At 36.2% G+C, this 18922-nt stretch carries 23 protein-coding genes; 2 read left to right on the forward strand and 21 right to left on the reverse strand.

Going from position 1 to position 18922, the window contains the following annotated elements:
* The 8 genes from F968_RS11540 to F968_RS11575 form a co-directional block, all read right to left on the reverse strand.
* Window positions 1-765, reverse strand: coding sequence for a LamB/YcsF family protein (locus F968_RS11540; RefSeq protein ID WP_004793259.1), 765 nt, complete (start codon window positions 763-765; stop codon window positions 1-3).
* Between the two features lie 34 nt (window positions 766-799).
* A complete protein-coding gene (locus tag F968_RS11545; protein WP_081399177.1) occupies window positions 800-2053 on the reverse strand; it encodes an NRAMP family divalent metal transporter in 1254 nt (417 codons plus the stop codon).
* 340 nt (window positions 2054-2393) lie between these two features.
* Window positions 2394-3305: a LysR family transcriptional regulator MumR gene (gene mumR, locus F968_RS11550; RefSeq protein ID WP_004793262.1), complete on the reverse strand. Its 912-nt coding sequence runs from the start codon at window positions 3303-3305 to the stop codon at window positions 2394-2396.
* Window positions 3306-3395: 90 nt separating this feature from the next.
* Window positions 3396-3575, reverse strand: coding sequence for a zf-HC2 domain-containing protein (locus F968_RS11555; protein ID WP_004793264.1), 180 nt, complete (start codon window positions 3573-3575; stop codon window positions 3396-3398).
* Complete coding sequence (locus F968_RS11560) at window positions 3569-4189, reverse strand: RNA polymerase factor sigma-70 (protein WP_004793266.1); 621 nt, start codon at window positions 4187-4189, stop codon at window positions 3569-3571. Before F968_RS11560 ends, F968_RS11555 begins: the two co-directional genes overlap by 7 nt.
* Window positions 4186-4947: an HvfC family RiPP maturation protein gene (locus F968_RS11565; protein ID WP_004793267.1), complete on the reverse strand. Its 762-nt coding sequence runs from the start codon at window positions 4945-4947 to the stop codon at window positions 4186-4188. Before F968_RS11565 ends, F968_RS11560 begins: the two co-directional genes overlap by 4 nt.
* Window positions 4898-5761, reverse strand: coding sequence for an HvfB family MNIO-type RiPP peptide maturase (locus tag F968_RS11570; RefSeq protein ID WP_004793271.1), 864 nt, complete (start codon window positions 5759-5761; stop codon window positions 4898-4900). The genes F968_RS11565 and F968_RS11570 overlap by 50 nt, the downstream gene beginning before the upstream one ends.
* 69 nt (window positions 5762-5830) lie before the next feature.
* Window positions 5831-6139 carry an HvfA family oxazolone/thioamide-modified RiPP metallophore gene (locus F968_RS11575; RefSeq protein WP_004793273.1) on the reverse strand — a complete coding sequence of 103 codons (309 nt, stop codon included), beginning with the start codon at window positions 6137-6139 and terminating at the stop codon, window positions 5831-5833.
* Between the two features lie 162 nt (window positions 6140-6301).
* Between F968_RS11575 and F968_RS11580 the strand changes: the two genes are divergently transcribed.
* Window positions 6302-6904, forward strand: coding sequence for an HvfX family Cu-binding RiPP maturation protein (locus tag F968_RS11580; protein ID WP_004793274.1), 603 nt, complete (start codon window positions 6302-6304; stop codon window positions 6902-6904).
* On the opposite strand, the gene F968_RS11585 is transcribed toward F968_RS11580, so the two are convergent.
* From F968_RS11585 to F968_RS11645, 12 genes are all read right to left on the reverse strand, one after another.
* Window positions 6901-7698: an SDR family NAD(P)-dependent oxidoreductase gene (locus tag F968_RS11585; RefSeq protein WP_004793277.1), complete on the reverse strand. Its 798-nt coding sequence runs from the start codon at window positions 7696-7698 to the stop codon at window positions 6901-6903. The two genes, F968_RS11580 and F968_RS11585, sit on opposite strands and share 4 nt — an antisense overlap.
* Window positions 7699-7790: 92 nt before the next feature.
* The gene (locus F968_RS11590; protein WP_004793279.1) at window positions 7791-8735 is read right to left on the reverse strand and encodes a DUF4424 family protein; all 945 of its coding nucleotides are present in this window, start codon (window positions 8733-8735) and stop codon (window positions 7791-7793) included.
* A gap of 122 nt (window positions 8736-8857) precedes the next feature.
* Entirely contained in the window at window positions 8858-9202 is a 345-nt protein-coding gene (locus F968_RS11595; protein ID WP_004793281.1) for a hypothetical protein, read from the reverse strand.
* A gap of 315 nt (window positions 9203-9517) precedes the next feature.
* Window positions 9518-9976, reverse strand: coding sequence for a hypothetical protein (locus tag F968_RS11600; protein ID WP_004793283.1), 459 nt, complete (start codon window positions 9974-9976; stop codon window positions 9518-9520).
* A gap of 252 nt (window positions 9977-10228) precedes the next feature.
* A complete protein-coding gene (locus F968_RS11605) occupies window positions 10229-10423 on the reverse strand; it encodes a hypothetical protein (protein ID WP_004793285.1) in 195 nt (64 codons plus the stop codon).
* 172 nt (window positions 10424-10595) lie between these two features.
* Complete coding sequence (locus tag F968_RS11610; RefSeq protein ID WP_004793287.1) at window positions 10596-10913, reverse strand: hypothetical protein; 318 nt, start codon at window positions 10911-10913, stop codon at window positions 10596-10598.
* Between the two features lie 160 nt (window positions 10914-11073).
* Complete coding sequence (locus F968_RS11615; RefSeq protein ID WP_004793289.1) at window positions 11074-11766, reverse strand: hypothetical protein; 693 nt, start codon at window positions 11764-11766, stop codon at window positions 11074-11076.
* 2 nt (window positions 11767-11768) lie between these two features.
* The gene (locus tag F968_RS11620; RefSeq protein ID WP_004793291.1) at window positions 11769-12326 is read right to left on the reverse strand and encodes a hypothetical protein; all 558 of its coding nucleotides are present in this window, start codon (window positions 12324-12326) and stop codon (window positions 11769-11771) included.
* A gap of 176 nt (window positions 12327-12502) precedes the next feature.
* The gene (locus F968_RS11625; RefSeq protein ID WP_034596275.1) at window positions 12503-13207 is read right to left on the reverse strand and encodes a hypothetical protein; all 705 of its coding nucleotides are present in this window, start codon (window positions 13205-13207) and stop codon (window positions 12503-12505) included.
* A 284-nt stretch (window positions 13208-13491) separates the two neighbouring features.
* Entirely contained in the window at window positions 13492-14787 is a 1296-nt protein-coding gene (locus F968_RS11635) for a serine hydrolase domain-containing protein (RefSeq protein WP_004793295.1), read from the reverse strand.
* 12 nt (window positions 14788-14799) lie between these two features.
* On the reverse strand, window positions 14800-15966 hold the full coding sequence (locus F968_RS11640) for a carbohydrate porin (protein ID WP_004793297.1): 1167 nt from the start codon (window positions 15964-15966) through the stop codon (window positions 14800-14802).
* Window positions 15967-16233: 267 nt separating this feature from the next.
* Window positions 16234-16785 (reverse strand): TetR/AcrR family transcriptional regulator, encoded by a 552-nt coding sequence (locus tag F968_RS11645; protein WP_004793299.1) that lies wholly within the window; start codon window positions 16783-16785, stop codon window positions 16234-16236.
* Between the two features lie 677 nt (window positions 16786-17462).
* On the opposite strand from F968_RS11645, the gene F968_RS11650 reads away from it, so the two are divergent.
* Window positions 17463-18221, forward strand: coding sequence for an HD domain-containing protein (locus F968_RS11650; RefSeq protein ID WP_004793301.1), 759 nt, complete (start codon window positions 17463-17465; stop codon window positions 18219-18221).
* Between the two features lie 63 nt (window positions 18222-18284).
* Here F968_RS11650 and F968_RS11655 read toward each other — a convergent pair whose 3' ends face one another.
* Window positions 18285-18884, reverse strand: coding sequence for a TetR/AcrR family transcriptional regulator (locus F968_RS11655; RefSeq protein ID WP_004793303.1), 600 nt, complete (start codon window positions 18882-18884; stop codon window positions 18285-18287).
* Between the last annotated feature and the right edge of the window lie 38 nt (window positions 18885-18922).

Consider the following 18922-nt stretch of genomic DNA (forward strand, 5'->3'; position numbering starts at 1 on the left):
TTATGCTTTGTTTACAAACGGGCGGATTTCAATATTGTTTTTTACAAGCTCGGCTTTAATGGCTGCTGACATTTCTAATGCACCGTCGGTATCGCCATGTAGGCAAATGGTGTCGGCTTGAATTGGGGTAAATACACCATCAATTGACTCGACCCCACCATTTTTAAGCATAGACACCACACGGCTCGCAACAAATGCCGAGTCGTGTAAAACCGCACCTTCTAAACGCCGAGACACCAATGAACCATCGCTGTTATAAGCGCGGTCTGCAAATGCTTCAGACACAACTTTTAAGCCAGCTGCTCGTGCTTGTTCCACTAAGTTTGATCCAGCCAAAGCTACTAAAACCAGTTCAGGGTTATACATTTTAATCGCATCAATCACTGCGGCTGCCTGAGCTTGGTCATGGGCAATGGTGTTGTAGAGCGCGCCATGCGGCTTAACGTATTGCACTTTTGAGCCTGCCACTTTAGCCAAGCCATCGAGTGCAGAAATTTGGTAAAGCACATCGGCAATCAGTTCGTCACGCGACAAATCCATATTACGGCGGCCAAAACCCACAAGGTCTGGATAAGACACGTGAGCACCAACGGTCACACCAAGCTCAACTGCTTTACGAACCGTTTTTAAAATGCCGAGCGGGTCGCCCGCATGGAAGCCACAAGCAATATTGGCACTGGTCACGACAGGTAAGATCTGATCATCATTACCCATTTTCCATGAACCAAAGCTTTCACCCAAATCACTATTTAAATCTACAAACATGGCATTATTCCTTTATCACTTCACGCAGTCTGGCTTAAAGCTTGGTCAAATAGTTAAATACTGTCGTAAATGACATATAGCCCATCCACCACGTCAACAGACATGTTAATCCACCCAAAATAAGCAACCATTTTGGATAGTTGTAATTACCCATTAAATCTTTACGGCACGCAGCAACATACACAAAAATTGTAAGACCAATTGGCAACACCAAACCGTTAAAACCACCTACAAAAATGAGTAGACCTGCTGGAGTTGCACCCAATAACACATAGAGCAATAAGGCCAATGCAATGAAGGTAATGGTCGTATAGTTGGTTTGTTTTGGTGTTAAGTTCTTTTTAAACGCAGTAAAGAATGACACTGAAGTATATGCTGCGCCAATAGTGCTACTAATACCCGCTGCCCAGAAAATTAAGCCAAATAATTTAAAACCAAATGTACCCGCTGCATATTGGAATGCTTGAGCTGCCGGATTGGCATCATGGCTGGCTAAATCAATCGTTGCACCGCTTACCACCACACCTAAAAACGCTAAAAACAATACGTAGCGCATGATGCCGACAACAATAATGCCCTTGGTCGCAGCTTTAGCAACTTCATCAATATTTTCAGGGCCAACAGCACCTTTATCAAGTAAACGATGGGCACCCGCATAGCAGATATAGCCACCAACCGTACCGCCGACAATGGTGGTAATAATGGCAAAGTCGATCTGATCTGGAGCAAAGGTTTGATGTACAGCTTGCCCAACTGGAGGCATTACAATGACAGCAACGATAATAATCAGGAGGATTTTAAGCAATCCCAACACGATCATACTTTTATCCATGGCAAGCGTTGCTTTTCTTGATGCAAAAATCAAAATGGCTAACGCACCACTTAAAATACCGCCCCACTTTGTGTCTAGGCCAAAAAGCGCATTTAAACCTAAAGCTGCACCTGCAATGTTACCAACACTAAAGAAAAAACCGCCCAAAATCACCAGAAACGCCAGTAAATAACCACTACCCGGTAATGCTTTATTGGCAATGTCTGATGCACGCATTTGAGTAAGTGTGACCACTCGCCAAATATTTTGTTGAACTACATAATCAATCAGAATGGAAACTAAAATTGCGAAGCCGAATGCTGCACCTAACTTGACTGTAAATACAGCGGTTTGGGTTAAAAATCCTGGCCCCATTGCAGAGGTCGCCATCATAAAGATCGAGGCTACAATGGCCCATTGGCGATCTGATAAAAAAGAAGATTTCAGTAAAGACATATTAATGCGTTCCTCATCCATTTGAGCTTAACAACGCTATTTTCAGGTTGAACCAAGAACATCATTTTTCCCAAACAATATTCTTTAATCCTTTAAAATGACAAAGATTCCCTGTTCCCCAATCAGCACAATCGGTGATCAAATCTTGTATTTAAGATAAAAACATAGCTAATCCCTACGAACAATAAGACTTTTTACATAAAGTTAAAATTATAAGTTTTTGATTTTTATTTATTTTTAAATTACTTATAAACAAGGATAAATTTTACTTATCGATGTAGATAAGCTGCTTTTATGATTTCACATAAAAAACAGCTTCTTAAAACAAGAAAAATAGTGACTTAAGATATTCAAAAACAGCCTAGTTTTTAATTTGTTCATTGAGTCTTTTCATGGCACTTTCCGACACCCTAACTGCAACTTCGGTTAGTTTTTCTTTCAAAGCAACATCATTTCCTTGAATATAGATTGAAGTGAAATGAAACGTCTTTAACTGAATAGGTGTGTTTAAAATTTCTAATCGGCCATCAGTAATTTCTTTTAAAGCGGTTAAAGTCGGCACAACAGCAATGCCTAGGCCCTGCTCGGCTAAACGCAATAAAGTCGCTAATGAATAACTAGTAATTGAGAGTGGTTCATCAATTCCTTGTTCTTTCATTCTGGCTTTCAATTCTTTATAGGGATAGGTAATTTTGGGGTAAGTTAAAATGGTATGTGACATTAAAGTTTTAAATGACATTTGCGCAACCCCGCCTTTAAATGAAGGTGATGCCAAGAAACTTAGTTCAAAGTCACATAAAGTCTGTTCAATACATTCAAAAGCTAAAGTTGGTCCAAGTAAAAAGGCCATGTCTAAATCCCCTGTGCGAACACCTTCTTGTAAGTTAGGCGTCAGGTCTACCACAATTTCTACTGAAATTTTTGGGAACTCTTGTTGAACCTTTTCGATATATTCGACTAACCACGTATAAACAATGGTTTCGGAAACGCCTAAACGAATGGTGCCAGTCAGGTGTTGGTTTTCGGTCAGTTCAGCCACTAGATCTGTTTCTAGGCGCATAAACTTTTCAGCATATTTAAAAAGTGTTATGCCTTTATGGGTCAATTTAAATTTTCGCAAACTTCGGTCTAAAACTTTAAAACCTAATTCATTTTCAAGAGATGTGATTTTTTGAGAGACCGCAGGCTGGGTGGTTTGTAATTTAGTCGCAGCCTTATTGAAGCTATTTAAAGTCACAACCCAATAAAATGCTTCAAGATTCTTTAAATTCACGTTTCATCCTGTCTTAAAAATTCCTTCACTTTTATAGTATGTAAGCTTTTAACACGTTAAGGCCAGCAATAAATAAATTTTTAACTAAAGTTAGTCATCCAAATTTTTAAATACTTTAGAAAGCTGACTAATTGTTTTGATTTGTTTTGCATAACGGCGGCATGATCTACACGCCAACAAATGCAATTGCAAACTACTTTGCTCACGTAAAAACAGCGGTCTATCTTGCTTTTCAGACAATAGTTGAGTGGCTTGTCGGCATGTCAACATGAACAATCCTCCTTCAATAACCATTTATTTTCTAAGCATTCGCGTAATCGGGTGCGGCTTCTATACATCAATACATTAAAATTTGAGATAGAAATTTCCAGCTTATTACAGATTTCATTAGAACTGAGTTCAATCACTTCTCTCATCATAAAAACTTGAGCATATTTGGCTGGCAAATGATCTAAACAGGCTTCAAAAATTATCCAGAAATCTGACTGCTCTATCATTTCTTCGGGACTTTGCCATGTGTGAGGTGCTTCATATTTGTGCCAGTGTCCTGACGCATCGAATAACTCGTCAACACTGAGCTCGCTTTCCTCATCTTTAAATAATTCAGACATTGCAACCAAACGTGACTTTTGTCGAACTACATCAATAATTTTATTTTTTAAAATCGCGAATACCCACGTTTTGAACGCAGCCCGCCCTTTAAATGAATCTAAATTTTGAAAAGCGCTCGTTAACGCCTCTTGCACTACATCCTCAGCTTGCGGAAGCGACGATAACTGTAAAAAAGCAAATTTAATCATTTGCTGTCTTAAGTCTTGTAAAAATACTGGATTATGCAGTTGATCCCCTAGGTCGTCATGAGGTGATGCCGCGGCTGAAGTCATCTCTGTACCTCTTTAAAACTATGGGGAGTTTGAATTAATCGTAATCGAGTTAATAGATTTTTTAGTTCTTGAATTTGCAGATAAATTTCAGGCTCAGACAAGTCAGTCAATATAGATTGAATGAGTATGTAAATATCATGCTCAGTTAACATTATATTTTGAGTTAACTGTTCAATTAGCATAGCAAACAATGGAGAAAGTTGTTCAATACATACTCTATCCTGATCATCGCGCCAGACCATGATTGCACCTGGCATAATTTCAACTTGTTCTTGTGTAGTTAAAGTCGTCCACATATAAACAGGATATTGATAAACCAATACCCATACTTTAGTGCTTAATTGCCATGCGTAATTTTCATGCAAAACGACATCTTCAATTTCAACAGTATCTAAATACAATTCAAGCCATTCAAATTGCAATAACTCAGCCAACCAAGGGTATTCTTGCAATATTGGGTGCCGCTGATCTGTCAAATATTCTCTAAACTCAAGAGAAATATCATTATACAAAGGTGAACGACACTTAGCTTTTTGAAAAAACTCCGAGAGTACTTGTTGCCACTTTAACTCGGGTAACATCGCGCGAGCTACAGGATAAACTAAGTCAATAAATGAACTGACATTATTAAAAAGTAAATCCCGATAAATTTGCATTCTTTCGACAGGAAGCTCTTGAGGGATTTCCAAATCAGGATCTCTAATCCATTCACAAAACTGTTGTTGCATGGTTTGGAAGGGTGTTTGATTTCCGTTCATAGCCACTCTCCTGTTGTTGAATGAGTTTAATTTTAGCGAGTTCCTCTTCTAATTCTTGCCATGACGGAATATTAAAGTCACGCTCAAGCAAAGTTGGTTTCACACCACAGACTTGATAGGTATATCTCAGTAGTTCCCACACACGGTCACAAACCTCTGCCCCATGTGTATCAATTAACAAATTTTTCTGAACTTGTTCATGTCCGGCAATATGTAAATAACGGATTCGTTCTTTTGGCATGTCCCCAATAAATCCAAATGCATCACTGCCATGATTAATACTATTGACGTAGACATTATTTACATCCAGAAGCAAATCACAGTCTGCAAATTGAAGCACTTCACGAATGAACTCAGCTTCACTCATTTCGGCATTTGGCATTAAATACGTAGAAACATTCTCTATAACTAATCTTTTCCCTAAAATATCTTGCACACGTAAAATACGTTCAGCGACATATTTAACCGCGGCTTTCGTCATGGGTATTGGCAACAAATCATATAAATAGCCCCCATCATTTGTATAACTTAAATGTTCAGAATAAATTGGTACTTCGTATTGTTCTAAAAAGCTTTTTATTTTGCCGATAAATTCAAGATTAAGTGGATGCGGTCCTCCAATAGATAATGACAAGCCGTGACAAATTAAGGGCGCTTTTTCAGCACACTGTTCGAGTAATTTTGCATGTCGTCCACCAAAACCAAACCAATTTTCTGGGGCAACTTCAATAAAGTCTGGATATGTTTTTGCAGCTAGAAACGAATCTATAAAATCACGCCTTAAACCAAGTCCTACACCTGACAGCTCCATCATGGTGATTTCTCCTTTTGGAAATGATGCCGACACTTACTAGAAGGCCGACATCATCCATGATTAGATTGTTTACTTAGCGCCACACTTACCATCAGCGACTTTTTTATCTGCACCGCACTTGCCATCTGCTGCTTTTTTGGTTGCTCCACATTTACCATCTGCTGCTTTTTTATCTGCTCCACATTTTGCTTCAGCAGATTTTTCATGTTTTTTCATTTTGTTAGCGCCGCATTTTGCTTCGCCACATTTACCATCTGCTGCTTTGGTTGCATGCATTTCAGTTGTTGTATTAGTTGCTGCCACAGTCACTTGTGTAGCGCCTACCACAGAAAGTGCCAATAATGCTGCCACTGAGGTCATTGAGTTGAGTTTGTTCATTTTTGTATTCCTTTAAAGATAATTTCTCGGTTTGTACACATGTACATAAAGTTAGACGGACCAAATCCTTTTTTATTACACCGTAAATAAAATTTTTTTATGTAAGAAATACAGTTTTCATCCGACTAATTACTATTCAATCGTATTGGGTGTGAAATTATCATGAAGAACTTTATTTATGGCTTATCTAAATATTATCAAAATCTCGGTAAGTCTCTACAACATATTGATGGCATTGCGGCACTGGCTATTCGATTGTATCTCGTTCCAATATTTTGGATGGCAGGCACAAATAAATTGATGCATTTCAGTGATATTGTAGAATGGTTTGGCAATTCAGATGGAGGTTTAGGACTTCCTTTCCCCTATTTAATGGCCGTCCTTGCAACATCAACTGAACTAGCAGGCGCCATACTCTTAACATTTGGTCTGTTTACCCGTTTAATTAGTATTCCCCTTATTATTACTATGCTGGTCGCTATATTTACGGTACATCTGCCAAATGGCTGGCAAGCAATTGCTGATCCAAATGCACCTTTCGCCAACATGCAAGTATTAGCCTCAGCTGAAAAATTAGAAAAAGCCCGAGAGATCTTGCAAAACTATGGCAACTATGACTGGCTTACGTCGAGTGGTTCGTTTGTTGTTTTAAATAATGGAATTGAATTTGCCGCGACCTACACGGTTATGCTGCTTGCTCTGCTTGTACTTGGAGGTGGCCGTTATGTTAGTTTAGATTATTGGATTAAAAATAAATTGCGCTAATCAACTATTGCGCCCGCGGTCATATTTACAACAGTTGCCGTCATTGAGTTCGCATGTTCGGATGCTAGAAAAGCAACAGTTTCTGCAACCTGAGAAAGTGTCGGTAGCCGTTTTAGCAAAGTGCCCTGAGCAGCACCCTCTAGCCATTGTCCTATGCTGAGCCCCATTGCCTGTGCTTTTGACTCAAATAGTTCACGCGTGTAGGAACCAGCTTGAACAGCATCAACAATTGCATGTGAGCGAACACCCAGTACTCGTATATTCTTAGGCCCTAGCTCGCTGGCAAGTGCTTTAATAAAAGCTTCGACTCCAGCACAGCCCACAATATGGCCTAAATGACCCGGTATCGCCATCCGAGCTGAAGGTGCCACAATTGAAATCATTGTTCCGCCACGATCGCCGCCCATATAAGGAACCACAGCTTTAGATATATTAAACTGCGCCGTTAAAAATGGATTTATTCCCCCGACAAACTCATCAAGGTTTAATTCCAAAATTTCTTTGCCTTGATTATGTATAAAACTGGTCGCATTGATGACTAAATCTAGTCCACCTGTATCTTGAGCTATTTGAGCGACGGTATTATTTATTGACTGACTGTCTAGCACATCAACGCTGACCGTATGAACCACGCCCCCAAGTTGTTGTAGTTGTGCCGCAATATTTTGAAGTTTATTGAAATCTCTTGCACACAAATAGACACGAGCACCTTCACGAATAAAAACCTTCGCAATTGCAGTGCCAATTGCCCCACTGCCTCCAAAAATGACAGCCACTTTTCCCTTAAGCAACATTGCGGCATCCTCTTGTTATTATGTGCCATCATTAAGTTATGTCACACAATCAAGAGTGATGCAATTTTATACAGTTTAGAGTTTGTATGCGCTTATCTAACTTTGACAAAAATAATATCTAGGTCTTTTTTTGGTACAAACTTGGTTTTAGTCATTTGAAATTGAGTTGGGCTAATCTTTTTAACTGGTCCCTCCCAACAAAATGAAACCAGTTCGTCTTTATCACGCTCAATGGTTAACTTAAAGTTTTCAATCGACTGTGCCCAATTTGCACCCGTCGTCAAAATATAGCCCAAAGCACTAAACGGCGAATTTTCTGAACTGGCTTTTTTTAATCCCTGCTTAAATTGTTTATCCATACAAAATTGCTGGTTATATTCGTCTGGATAGAGAGCAACTGAACCACCCACCAAAGGTTTATATTCATGCTGAATTTTAGTCAAACTATTGGCTTTAAAGGTCTGCTTCCAACTATAGATCACTTGAGATGACCATGGAATTACATCATCTTTTTTAAAACTAGCTAAAATTTTCTGTATTTGTGGCTTATTACATTGTTTTAGCTTATCTACATAATATTCATAATCATAGTTATTACGTAGCCACGGGTTTAACATGTCTTTTTCACTAAAACCACACTGCTTAAACTCATCCGTTGCATCAATCAGAGGTGATTTCTCATCTTTTTGAATAAAGGTTCGCACGTGCATTTCTGGTTTAATATTTTTACCATCCACCACAATCTTAAAACTTTTTAAAAGTTCTTCGGTGTGAGCAAAGTCAGACTCAAAGAAATTATCAATACGTGGTAGCGGAAATAAGATCGTTTCAGTGACATCTTTATTGCTTAGATTTTTATAGACATAATCGACTTTAATTCGTTTTTTACTAATAAATAGATCTTCGCTTTGCATGGCAATCTGCGAGTTTTTGAGATATTGAATCCCACCTGTACCTACGTAACCCGTAGAATCATTGGCTAAGCCATAGGTCGATAGTTGAACCAAAACAGCAAAGGTTATTGCAAGCTTTTTCATTTTGAGTGCTCTATGTCATTTTCTAATTATGAAATGTCGATCTGCAATAAAGCATAACTGTTTAGCTGTAGGTGTTGTTAATCTTTTAGTGGCGATTCATATATCTCTTTAAAAGCTAAATTTTAGTGAAAGCTCAATTTCTGTTTCGTCATCTTTTTAGGCACACTTATTTTCCCAATAAAGTTAGTCAGCCATAAAATGCATTCATCACGGTGTTCAAAGTGAGGAATCAAACTGAGGTCAATTTTTATATCTCGATCTGCCAAAGGTAAACTCAAACAATATTCAAAATCGATTGATTTATATTTCAACCTCAGGTCTTTTTCTTCGGCCTGTTTTTTGATTTCCGCCATAATGCGGTTCAGGTTAATAATCAAATCATTTGAAACTTGATTGTTCTCATAGACACGTTCATAGACATTTTCAGCAACGTCTATATATTTTATAAGCTCTGCATTTTCATTCATATCGTTCATGCTCTCTTTTTTTAAAGATTATGAACAGCTAAATGTTTAATTGCGTTAATAGACACATGGCTTATGTGAAAAGCGTATATTTTTCTTTATGAAAGAATAAAGCTAATATATTGTTATCTATAAAAATTAGTCAATCTTGACTATATTTATATACATTTAATATTCTCGAAAATATACTTTTACTCAAAAAAGAAAAGTTAATTCAGACTTTATTTCGGAATAAAAAAAACCGCCCCAGAAGGCGGTCGCTGAACTTTAAAACCAGCAGTATATAGAAGCAAGGTGGACGTTCACTTCTATATTCTTTTATGAAGGAGTTTTATTAGTTTTAATAAAATCCTCAGATTTAAAATAATTGATAATCATGTCTGCATGCTCTTCTTTTACAGGAGCAACAGTCACAGGAAATGCATCTTTCGACATCTTAAAACCTGGTGGTAAAAAGTGTGAAATTGGCGGTAATTTAGGTTTTCCCCCTTCTGTGATTCGCTCAATAAAACCGGCTAACCAAAGAAGATACTCACCTTCATTTACGAACTTCGGCATAACACTCAAATCAATCTGGACCTTGCATTCACTTGACGGTTTCGTTAAGTTTTCTTCAAAGTCTATATAGTTGTATTTGAGTTTAAACTCCGTTCCTTTGATAGCTTTTCGAATCTGACTAATTAAACAGTTAAGGTTCTGAGTAATGTCATCAGTGAATAAGCTATCTTTTTTAATATTTTTATAAACCTTTTCGGCTACAGCTAAATACTTTGGCATTAACCTCTATCTCCGTACTATTGTTATAAAGTGCTGATCTATGAATGTTTTCTAACTTTAATTATGCTTAAAGTAATGTAATAAAAGGTATACTTATCAGAGCGGTTTGTAAGTAATACAAACTTTATGTAAATTGCACCATAAAAACACCTAAAAATTTTATGGTTTTGATAACTCATCCGCAAAATGAATGGTTGAATAGAGATAATTAGAAATATTTACTTTCATATTATTTTTTATCGTTTGGTAAAATTAATATGTTTTCATTTGCTTATCCCGTCGAACTAACCCTAAAACAGCACGACGCACTCGTATCTCTTCTTCAGAAAAAGGTAATTGTTCGATGAGTTGCTGAATTGAAAGAAAGTTATTTTCGATCAAGAAACAGTCTTGCTCTGTGGTCCAAGTGGAAGTTGTTGATTGAGTTGGTTTTAAATAACGTTTCATATTTCCTAGCAGATCTGTTTACACATACAAAAGCCTGCCTTTAGAACAAGCTTAAGTTAGATTTTGAATTGATCATTATTATAGCAGTCTGTAGACAATATGTTCAGTTGAACTTGTAGCTGTTTAAATAAGCTTCATAAAAAAAGCCCACAGTTTGTGGGCTTACTCTAGCTTATTTTGCGGCATTCACCCCAACAATAAACTGACTACAATTAGAACCTTCAGATGCATTGCCTAATTGCTTTTCAGAAAATTTAAATTTAGCTGCAACTGACTCGTAATCTTTTTTAAGGCTTTGACCTGTTAGCTCACCAAGCTCTTTTACTTGTTCAGGTTTCAAAATGCCGTGTTCAACCGCTTGATTTACCATAACACAGGCTGTGGTCATTGCGTCATAACGCGCAGCAGTTTTAGAGTAACCTAGAGCACCGATTACACCACCAACAATTAAACCAATAATGATTGCTACAGTTACATGCATTTTATTCATTTTTTAAATACCTAAAAATCTAACTAAAAGAGGAACACTTCAAAAGGAGGTGTTCAAGTCCAATTAGGATAGTCGTATTTACATGCTATAAAAAGTTAGAATCTGTCACAGTTATTGATAGATTTAGTGAAATGTGTTTAATCAGTTCAAAAAGAAAATATCAGACCTTCCTACTTCGCTTTTGTTTTTTGCTTGGCACTTCTAAAGGAATAGCCACCTTACCTGTACCTAACCCGCGGAAAAAATAATTAATGATATATAAGAATAAAAGCCCAAAATAAAAAATCGGGAAAATACTAAATAAGCTGACTGCTATTTCCCAGAACATCACCCCCACTCTGTAATTATAACTAAATGCTATAAGTCCACCTTTACGTCTAGGTCTGTGCTGAGAAATATCATCATCAATAAAATGAAAAATTCCGATAATCAAACATATAGCAAATGTACTTGAGACTAAAGTCTTTTTAATTAGAGGCTTTTCTAACCAAGGGTATTTTTTTGAAGATTCAAACTCGGCTTTAAAAAAGAATTTATAAATTTCTTCTTGATAAGCTTTGTTAATCCCGTGTTCTTTAATAAAAAAATAGCATACTGCACAGCCTAAAAAGAACATGACTATGGTTATGTAAATGCTATAAAGAGTCGTAAAAAACGGTAATGGCCCTTTCGTACCAACAGTTACATGCATAGTTTTTGTAATGTATTGATATAGCTCGTACTGCCATTCATTTTTTGGATAAGCAGGAAATACAAATAAAGGAATAATAAAAAGAATAGAGCATAAGACTATATTTCCTTTGTTCTCCTTACTTTTCCGTGCAAGCGTAGAAAGAAAATTTTTAGAAGCCATGTCTATATCTTACAATTTGGAATCATGTGTTTAGCTTTATAAAACTCATCAAAAGCCTTCATGTCCCCTAACCATGGAGATATAATTTCCAGATAACGTTGATTGATATTTTTTGATGCCGATAACCTTGGTGAAGAATAATTTTCTTGCTGAATTTTTTGATTATATCGTTGTACAAACATAAGCTTTAAGCATAATCCTCGAATGCCCTTATTACCAAAATATGAATACTCAGAATATTTATTTAAGACATCTTTCATTTCTTTAGAGTCACCATTCCAAGTGTAAAATGAACTTAATCCATTCAGATCTTTAATATATATCTCATCATTAATTGGATTTAACTCTAGGCCTTCTTTTAAAATAATACTGTTTATTTCCACTTCATCAGATAAGTCCATCCAAAAAAAAGAAGCCATGACCTCTTCTGAAAATCTTATTCTGGCTTGCTCTGTATCCTTAGGATATACAATAAAAAAATAATACAATCCTAGAAAAATAATAAAACCTAATATGATAGAAAGTAATCTCCAAAAATTAGTACCTTTTATAATATTCATAACAAGCCATTCATTTTATTTAATATCTTGTGAACGAACTTTACTTTATGTTTTAGATGAAATCAAAAGAAGAGAGAGAAATTTTCCTTGTATGAAATATACACTTATTTTATTTATGCTCTTTTATATTCAAAAGAGCACTTTTTTAAAGGGAACTTTGAGATATTTCTAAGTTATTAAGGCAAAAATGGCTTTGTTAGAAATACAAATCCGACAGAGAAAAAAGCATTATCGTGATGAGACATTTGATTGCCATAACTTGCATTTAATTGCACAAGATCCTTATAGATCATGTATTTAAAACCTGCTTGATAAAAGGCGTTATTTCGGTCATTACCATATACTTCGGTAGTTAGCGTTAATGGATTGGCAAGTTGTATTTCGGTACCAATCCCCCATGTGGTCTGGTTTTTATGGGTAGTATTTTCACGTAACCAGCCAATATTGGTATGGATTAAAAATTTATCATCCAACATAGAAACACTTAATGGAACATTAACCGTCCAATCTTTTTTTGAAGAATCTTTAGTATTGATTTGAGTTCCAAAAGAAAAACCGATTCCCCAATCATTAGTCTCTAAGGGTTTTAATAAGGTTTTACCTTGAAAAGTTGCATAACTGACGTGCTCAGTATCATCGTTTACTCTTCCCACACCTACAGCCAATTCAAAATTTCCACCAAAATTACAAGCTGGCATCGCCCAATATTCTTTGCTGTCAGAATTATGCTGCATCCAAGTTTCAAGTTGGCAGGTTTTTGGAGAAACAAGAGCCGCATCGTCAACAACCATTGGTCGTCCACTATGGCTAGCGTTAGATAAGGCGAATAAACATAAACCAGAAATAAGTGAGCGTTTCTTTAAAGTAAATAACACTGGCATCACTCCCATAAGTTATGGAGCACATGCAAGTACTGCAACCCGTCATGAGTAAATCATGGGTTAATAATAGAAATGAAAAGATGAAAATAAAAAACCTCTTCTTGTATCCACAAAAAGAGGTCTGTCAGGACTTCAGTGGATACTTAGACTATTACCGATCGACTAGCGTCACTCGAGCAAGTACTCACATTGAAGCTCCTAAAAATTAGTTGGGCGGATTCTAAAATTACCTTTGTTAAATATCAAGTTAAAATTTAATGACAGTCTAATCCATAGAAAATCATTTATTTTTGCTGGGTAAGATGCTGAGTTACCGCATTAAAAAATAAACTTTTTTCATTATCAAGTTGAGCAGAAGGCATTGCAGTTTCCCATGTACTCCATTGCATCATTACAATCTTGTCTTTAGGGTTAATAGCGAGCATCTGCCCAAAAATACCCAGTCCCCAGAAAGTTGCATCAGAATTTTGAGTCGTTAATGGTGAACCTTTTTTGGCATGTGAATTCCACCATTGAAAACCATATATCCCGTTTGGATAGTTTTCAGATACCGAACCTTTCGCCTGATTCCATTCAGTTGCTTGCGCTGTCCAACCTTCAGGTAGCATTTTGTCGCCATTAGCAACACGCCCGTCATTCAATATAAATTGTCCGAAACGTGCGTAATCACGCAAAGTTGCATTAAACCCATGGCCACCCATATCAACTTGATTGCGGGTATACGACTGCCAAACACCTTCTCGCTCCATACCTACCCGTTTCCAGACATTGTCCTCGAGATATTTAGCAATATTTTCATGGGTTGCAGCTTCTAAGACTTTACCCACCAGATATGCACCACCCGTGCTATATGACCATACCGTTCCTGGTTCATATTTAGATTTCAAATTTTTCACATTTTTATAGACACAAGCATCTGGATCCTTAGCTGCTTCACAATAGGTCATTTTTGCAAAATCTGAATTTGGATCTTTATAGTTTTCATTCCATTCAACACCTGAGGTGTGTTGTAACAGTTGTTTTAATGACACTTTTTCCCAAGCAGTTCCTTTCAAATCAGGTAAATATTGAATGATTGGATCATCTACTGATTTGATTTTACCTTGTTGAATAGCGACTCCTATCAGTGTTGCCACAATAGATTTTGCGACTGAACGAGAAGTCCATAGAGTTGTCTTATTATTGCCTTGGCCGTAGTATTCATAAGCAACTTTGCCATCTTTTAATACTATTAGACCTGCCACACTTTGGCTTTTTAAGTAATCATTTAAATTATAGTTTTTCCCGTCTACCGAATAATGAATATCCTTATTTTTTATACTGTTCTTTAATTTTGGTAGTTCAAGCACGTTTTTCTTATCAGGATGAAAAACACTGCCATCATAACTACGGAAGGTATTTCGAAAGCCAACCACCCTTTGTTGTTGTGTCCATGTCAACATATCATGTGGATCAGGTAATTTTTTATCAACTATGGTTGGACAGTCTGTTAGTTCAAGCTGCTGACAACTATATTCAGCGCAAGCGACACTACTGACGAATAGACCTGTGAATAGCAGGCTCATTTTTGTAATCTTCATCTCTTTTTTCCCTTAGTAGAGCTTAATTTGAGTGACTAAACCCACAATCACATTGCTATTGAAGGTTTTTCCTGTAGAACGGTAGTAGTTATCTGGGTTCCAGATGTATTGTACGAATGGGCTTAAAGTTAAACGTTTGTAATTAATATCGGTGTCTAAAGAAAGAAAAGAGGTTGTTTTATTATCATTACCATTAATTTTTTGAGTCATTAAAACATAATCATCATTGAGCTGAGACTGACCAAACTTCACACCTAAATGATTCTTACCTTGATTAATTTTATAGCTTAGCCCAAGTTCCCAATAGTTTTTATAAGGTTGGTTTTTCTCATCAATATATGAGTAAGCACCAAATACAGTTGGAATATTCTGATTACTAAAATCATGATTAAATCTAAAATTTAAACCATCTGTACCATCATATTTTTCTTGTGTATATGCATTCCGATATTCAGAGTTATTATAAAAATATAATAACTCTGCTTTACTATTTTTGTCTTTATATCCCACCCCATATACTTGGGTGTAACCTAGTTGGTGATGAAAGGAGAAATCTAATCCTTTCTTCTTATAAACATAATCATCTGTGTTTACTTCAAAAATTCCTGCATGCATGTAGATATTTTCTGAAAAATTATATTTGGTGTAGCCGCCCCAATACGCATAGTTAGTAGGCAATGAACCCATTGCCCCTTTAATCGGGTCAGTACATAACAGAATATTTTGACAGTTGTTATAGAGGAAATATCTTCTTAGGTTAGTACGCCCAACAGAAGTATATAATGTCTTATCATTCCAATACTTATCCCAAGTAAGTAAACTGAGTTGGGATGAAGCCAAATCATTGGCAGCAATTGCTCCTCCGACATAACTTCCAACTCCCCCAAACCAGTTGTTTGAGGTATTTAGCTGTGCATCATCATTTAAACCATTAAATACATATTGTGCTTTTAAAACACCTAAATCATAATTTTCATTCGCCAATTTAATTTCAGTATTTAGAAATAAACCTGCTGAGTTAGTAAAATTATCATCTACCGCACTTTCTTGGCTATACATGGCTAAATCAATAAAATTTGCCGTGAACTTAAAATTGTCTTTTAGGGTAACTTCTGCATTTGCACTTATGCTATATAAAAGCACGAGTGTACCTATACATCCTTGTTTAGATATATACATAGAATCCTTTCCTTTAAATATAATTAATCATCTTTTTAGCTTTATGTTTTTATAATTAAAAACTTAGTAAGATGATTATTTTTAGCTCAGCTCAAAATTTATTTAGCTGGATCATTTTAGGCTTACTCACCCATTTCAACCTTATTTGATAAATCTGATTTCAACATAATTATATTGTTCCGACTTGTGCATTAATGACATTAATCTTGTCTAAAAATGACATAACATGCTCCAACACTTAGGCTATTAAATAATCAAAAAAAATTATTAAAATCCGAACAAAAAACAATCCACCATACTCTCCTGCTCGATTGCCGTATTCGAGCCTAAAAGCTGAATAATTGCGCCTTCAATCAGATATAAAAATAGCTTTGCATCCTGAAAAGTCGCATCATTTTTGAGTACTCTAAGTTGGCTATAAATTTCATTGATGAGCCATGTTCTGTACCTAACTGCGATTTGATAGGCTTTGGGATAAGTCAGTTTTATTTCAAAAATGGCTTTAAATAATAAATAGTAAGGCCCCTCTAAATCGGTGTGTAAGAAATAAAGTTTCTTTAATTGATCAATCACGTTCGTGTGGTTTACGTGCTCAGCAATTGAAATTACTTTTTCTTTTATACGTTCTTTTTGCACAATTAAGCAGATTTCAATAAATCGTTCTTTAGAATGAAAATAGTTATAAAAAGTCGCTTTCGGAATGTTTGACTCTTTCACAATTCGGTCGATTCCAATCGTATGAAATCCGTGATGGTGAAATAAATCAATCGACTTGTTGATGACTTGTATGGCACGTGTTGGGAGAGCTAAATTTGGCATCTTTTTACCGTTATAAATTCTTGTTTTTCAAATTGAGATACTTTTTTGGGAGAAAAAAGGCATAGCAAAGCCCGTAAAGACTGTGCGTGGCACATCTCAAGTTTTATTGTTAGTTAAGTTTTTAGACAAAATGATTTAAAGCCTGAAAACCTTACGGCGATCAAACTGCTTTAAAAGTTTAAGTAGTGTCGTTATAGCTTTTGGCAAAGGCTGCCAAGAAATAATGGATGTGCAAAGCCAACTCCTTTTTATTGGGAGTTCTGCCAAAGCATTATAAATTATGGTGGCAGAACGAAAGGGGTTCGCAGACTGGTCAAACGAGGCCAGCACACCCGAAGGTGTCCCCCTCCGTTCCGCCATAGAGGGGGCACGAGGGCTCAACACTAAAAGTATGAAACTTTTAATGCTCGTTTGATTCGGTCTGCGACAACCGACTGGCAATGTAGGCCAGCAGGCAAAGGATAGTGCCCAACCTTTTTACAGTCAAGCACACAAAAAGCCATTTGTTTTAAATTAGATCATTAAAAAGTAAAGATAAATAATTAAAATTTATTGTTAAATTGGGGTTTATAAAATGCCTATCAATCAAAGCCCTATCGATGTCTTAAAAGAGAAAGCTTGCAAAAAAACATCTATGGCAATATTTTAGAGTAATTACTCTAAAATGAGATCTAATAATGAAAAATAAAAGAATTGGCTCGTATCACTGGATGCAAGCTACCAATGGTCAGCTCAGCTTCAAAGACAAAATTAAGTTAATTCAAAAAATTATGCTGCCAAGTGTTATGGCCTCTCTAAAAATAAATTACTTTCGGTTCAAAACTTCGGATGATTTTGATATCGATCAGATCGTAATACCAGATACTCAAATGGTTAAAGTCGCGCTTGATGAACTAGAGGCTAAAGCAAATATATCTATCTACAATCATTCATGGCGCACTTATTTCTGGGGGGCTGCTTTAGGCAATATACAAAAACAGCAATTTGATGATGAGTCACTTTTAATAGCCTCACTTTTTCATGATATTGGCTTAACTGAGCAACATATTCATATTAAAGGTTGTCACTGTTTTACCTATGAGAGTGCTAAACAATTTGAGCAAAAGGCTAAAGAACATAGCTTCGATGAGAAAAAAAGTGAAGTTATTAAAGATGCTATCTGCTTACATATGAACGGCTATATAGACCATTCTGACCCAGCAGAAATTACGCTATTGCAGCAAGGTGCATCCTGTGATGTGATTAGCGACGGTCTATATAAACTCCCCCTATCTTTTCAAAAGGAAATTTTAGAAAAATATCCTAGAAAACAATTTAATAAAGAATTTATCGAGCTTATTAATTTAGAAATGAAGAATGTACCAAATTCTCGAACGAGTTTATTAAGTAGTCTTGGCTTACCCCTCATGATTAATTCAAATTTATTTAAAGAGTGAATTTGATTAGAGCTATTAATCATAAAAAAAATCTCTTAAGACTTTGCTTGAAACATCAATTGATTAAACACTTACAACATATTGCTCTAGATTTTTTAATGCAAAATGAATCACTTGAGAAAGCTCTTCTTTGGAATATCCATCTCTTGCTTGAACAGATAGCCCGTGGAGAACAAGTGCGTAGTATTTACCCAACGTTTCGGGGTCTGCATCTGCAACCAATTGACCATCTGATTTTGCTTGAATAAATCGTTGGACTAGACTTTGGCCCCGTGCAATGCGCTGTGCTTTCATCCATTCCAAAACAGCTTGATTTTCTTCGCCTAGCACACTCGCTGCCGACACGACCATGCACCCATACGAATGGTTGGTTTGCGTGTAAAGCGCTAGTGCATCTTGAAATAATTGGTTGATTGCATCTTTAATATTTTTTTGTTTTAAAGCGTTTAAGGCGAAATTACCTTCGTTCTTTTCATAGTGATTTACAGCCTCTCTAAACAAGGCCTCTTTTGAGCCAAATGCTTTATAAATTCGAGCTGAGGCAATCCCCAAAACTTCAACTAAATCTGACATGGATGTGCCTTCATAGCCGTGAAGCCAGAAAAAATCTCTCGCTTTTACGAGGGCTTCTTCTCGATCAAACTCTCTTGGTCTGCCAGCCATAATGACCCTTCATCAAATTTAGTACGTCTTTTCATTAT

Source organism: Acinetobacter sp. NIPH 817 (assembly GCF_000368405.1).
GTDB lineage: Bacteria > Pseudomonadota > Gammaproteobacteria > Pseudomonadales > Moraxellaceae > Acinetobacter.

Bases quoted from the DNA above. Each gene is read 5' to 3' on its own strand.
- F968_RS11540 (WP_004793259.1), bottom strand. From the start codon at position 765: ATGTTTGTAGATTTAAATAGTGATTTGGGTGAAAGCTTTGGTTCATGG.
- F968_RS11545 (WP_081399177.1), bottom strand. From the start codon at position 2,053: ATGGATGAGGAACGCATTAATATGTCTTTACTGAAATCTTCTTTTTTA.
- F968_RS11555 (WP_004793264.1), bottom strand. From the start codon at position 3,575: ATGTTGACATGCCGACAAGCCACTCAACTATTGTCTGAAAAGCAAGAT.
- F968_RS11560 (WP_004793266.1), bottom strand. From the start codon at position 4,189: ATGACTTCAGCCGCGGCATCACCTCATGACGACCTAGGGGATCAACTG.
- F968_RS11565 (WP_004793267.1), bottom strand. From the start codon at position 4,947: ATGAACGGAAATCAAACACCCTTCCAAACCATGCAACAACAGTTTTGT.
- F968_RS11570 (WP_004793271.1), bottom strand. From the start codon at position 5,761: ATGATGGAGCTGTCAGGTGTAGGACTTGGTTTAAGGCGTGATTTTATA.
- F968_RS11575 (WP_004793273.1), bottom strand. From the start codon at position 6,139: ATGAACAAACTCAACTCAATGACCTCAGTGGCAGCATTATTGGCACTT.
- F968_RS11580 (WP_004793274.1), top strand. From the start codon at position 6,302: ATGAAGAACTTTATTTATGGCTTATCTAAATATTATCAAAATCTCGGT.
- F968_RS11585 (WP_004793277.1), bottom strand. From the start codon at position 7,698: ATGTTGCTTAAGGGAAAAGTGGCTGTCATTTTTGGAGGCAGTGGGGCA.
- F968_RS11590 (WP_004793279.1), bottom strand. From the start codon at position 8,735: ATGAAAAAGCTTGCAATAACCTTTGCTGTTTTGGTTCAACTATCGACC.
- F968_RS11595 (WP_004793281.1), bottom strand. From the start codon at position 9,202: ATGAATGAAAATGCAGAGCTTATAAAATATATAGACGTTGCTGAAAAT.
- F968_RS11600 (WP_004793283.1), bottom strand. From the start codon at position 9,976: ATGCCAAAGTATTTAGCTGTAGCCGAAAAGGTTTATAAAAATATTAAA.
- F968_RS11605 (WP_004793285.1), bottom strand. From the start codon at position 10,423: ATGAAACGTTATTTAAAACCAACTCAATCAACAACTTCCACTTGGACC.
- F968_RS11610 (WP_004793287.1), bottom strand. From the start codon at position 10,913: ATGAATAAAATGCATGTAACTGTAGCAATCATTATTGGTTTAATTGTT.
- F968_RS11615 (WP_004793289.1), bottom strand. From the start codon at position 11,766: ATGGCTTCTAAAAATTTTCTTTCTACGCTTGCACGGAAAAGTAAGGAG.
- F968_RS11620 (WP_004793291.1), bottom strand. From the start codon at position 12,326: ATGAATATTATAAAAGGTACTAATTTTTGGAGATTACTTTCTATCATA.
- F968_RS11625 (WP_034596275.1), bottom strand. From the start codon at position 13,207: ATGCCAGTGTTATTTACTTTAAAGAAACGCTCACTTATTTCTGGTTTA.
- F968_RS11635 (WP_004793295.1), bottom strand. From the start codon at position 14,787: ATGAAGATTACAAAAATGAGCCTGCTATTCACAGGTCTATTCGTCAGT.
- F968_RS11640 (WP_004793297.1), bottom strand. From the start codon at position 15,966: ATGTATATATCTAAACAAGGATGTATAGGTACACTCGTGCTTTTATAT.
- F968_RS11645 (WP_004793299.1), bottom strand. From the start codon at position 16,785: ATGCCAAATTTAGCTCTCCCAACACGTGCCATACAAGTCATCAACAAG.
- F968_RS11650 (WP_004793301.1), top strand. From the start codon at position 17,463: ATGAAAAATAAAAGAATTGGCTCGTATCACTGGATGCAAGCTACCAAT.
- F968_RS11655 (WP_004793303.1), bottom strand. From the start codon at position 18,884: ATGGCTGGCAGACCAAGAGAGTTTGATCGAGAAGAAGCCCTCGTAAAA.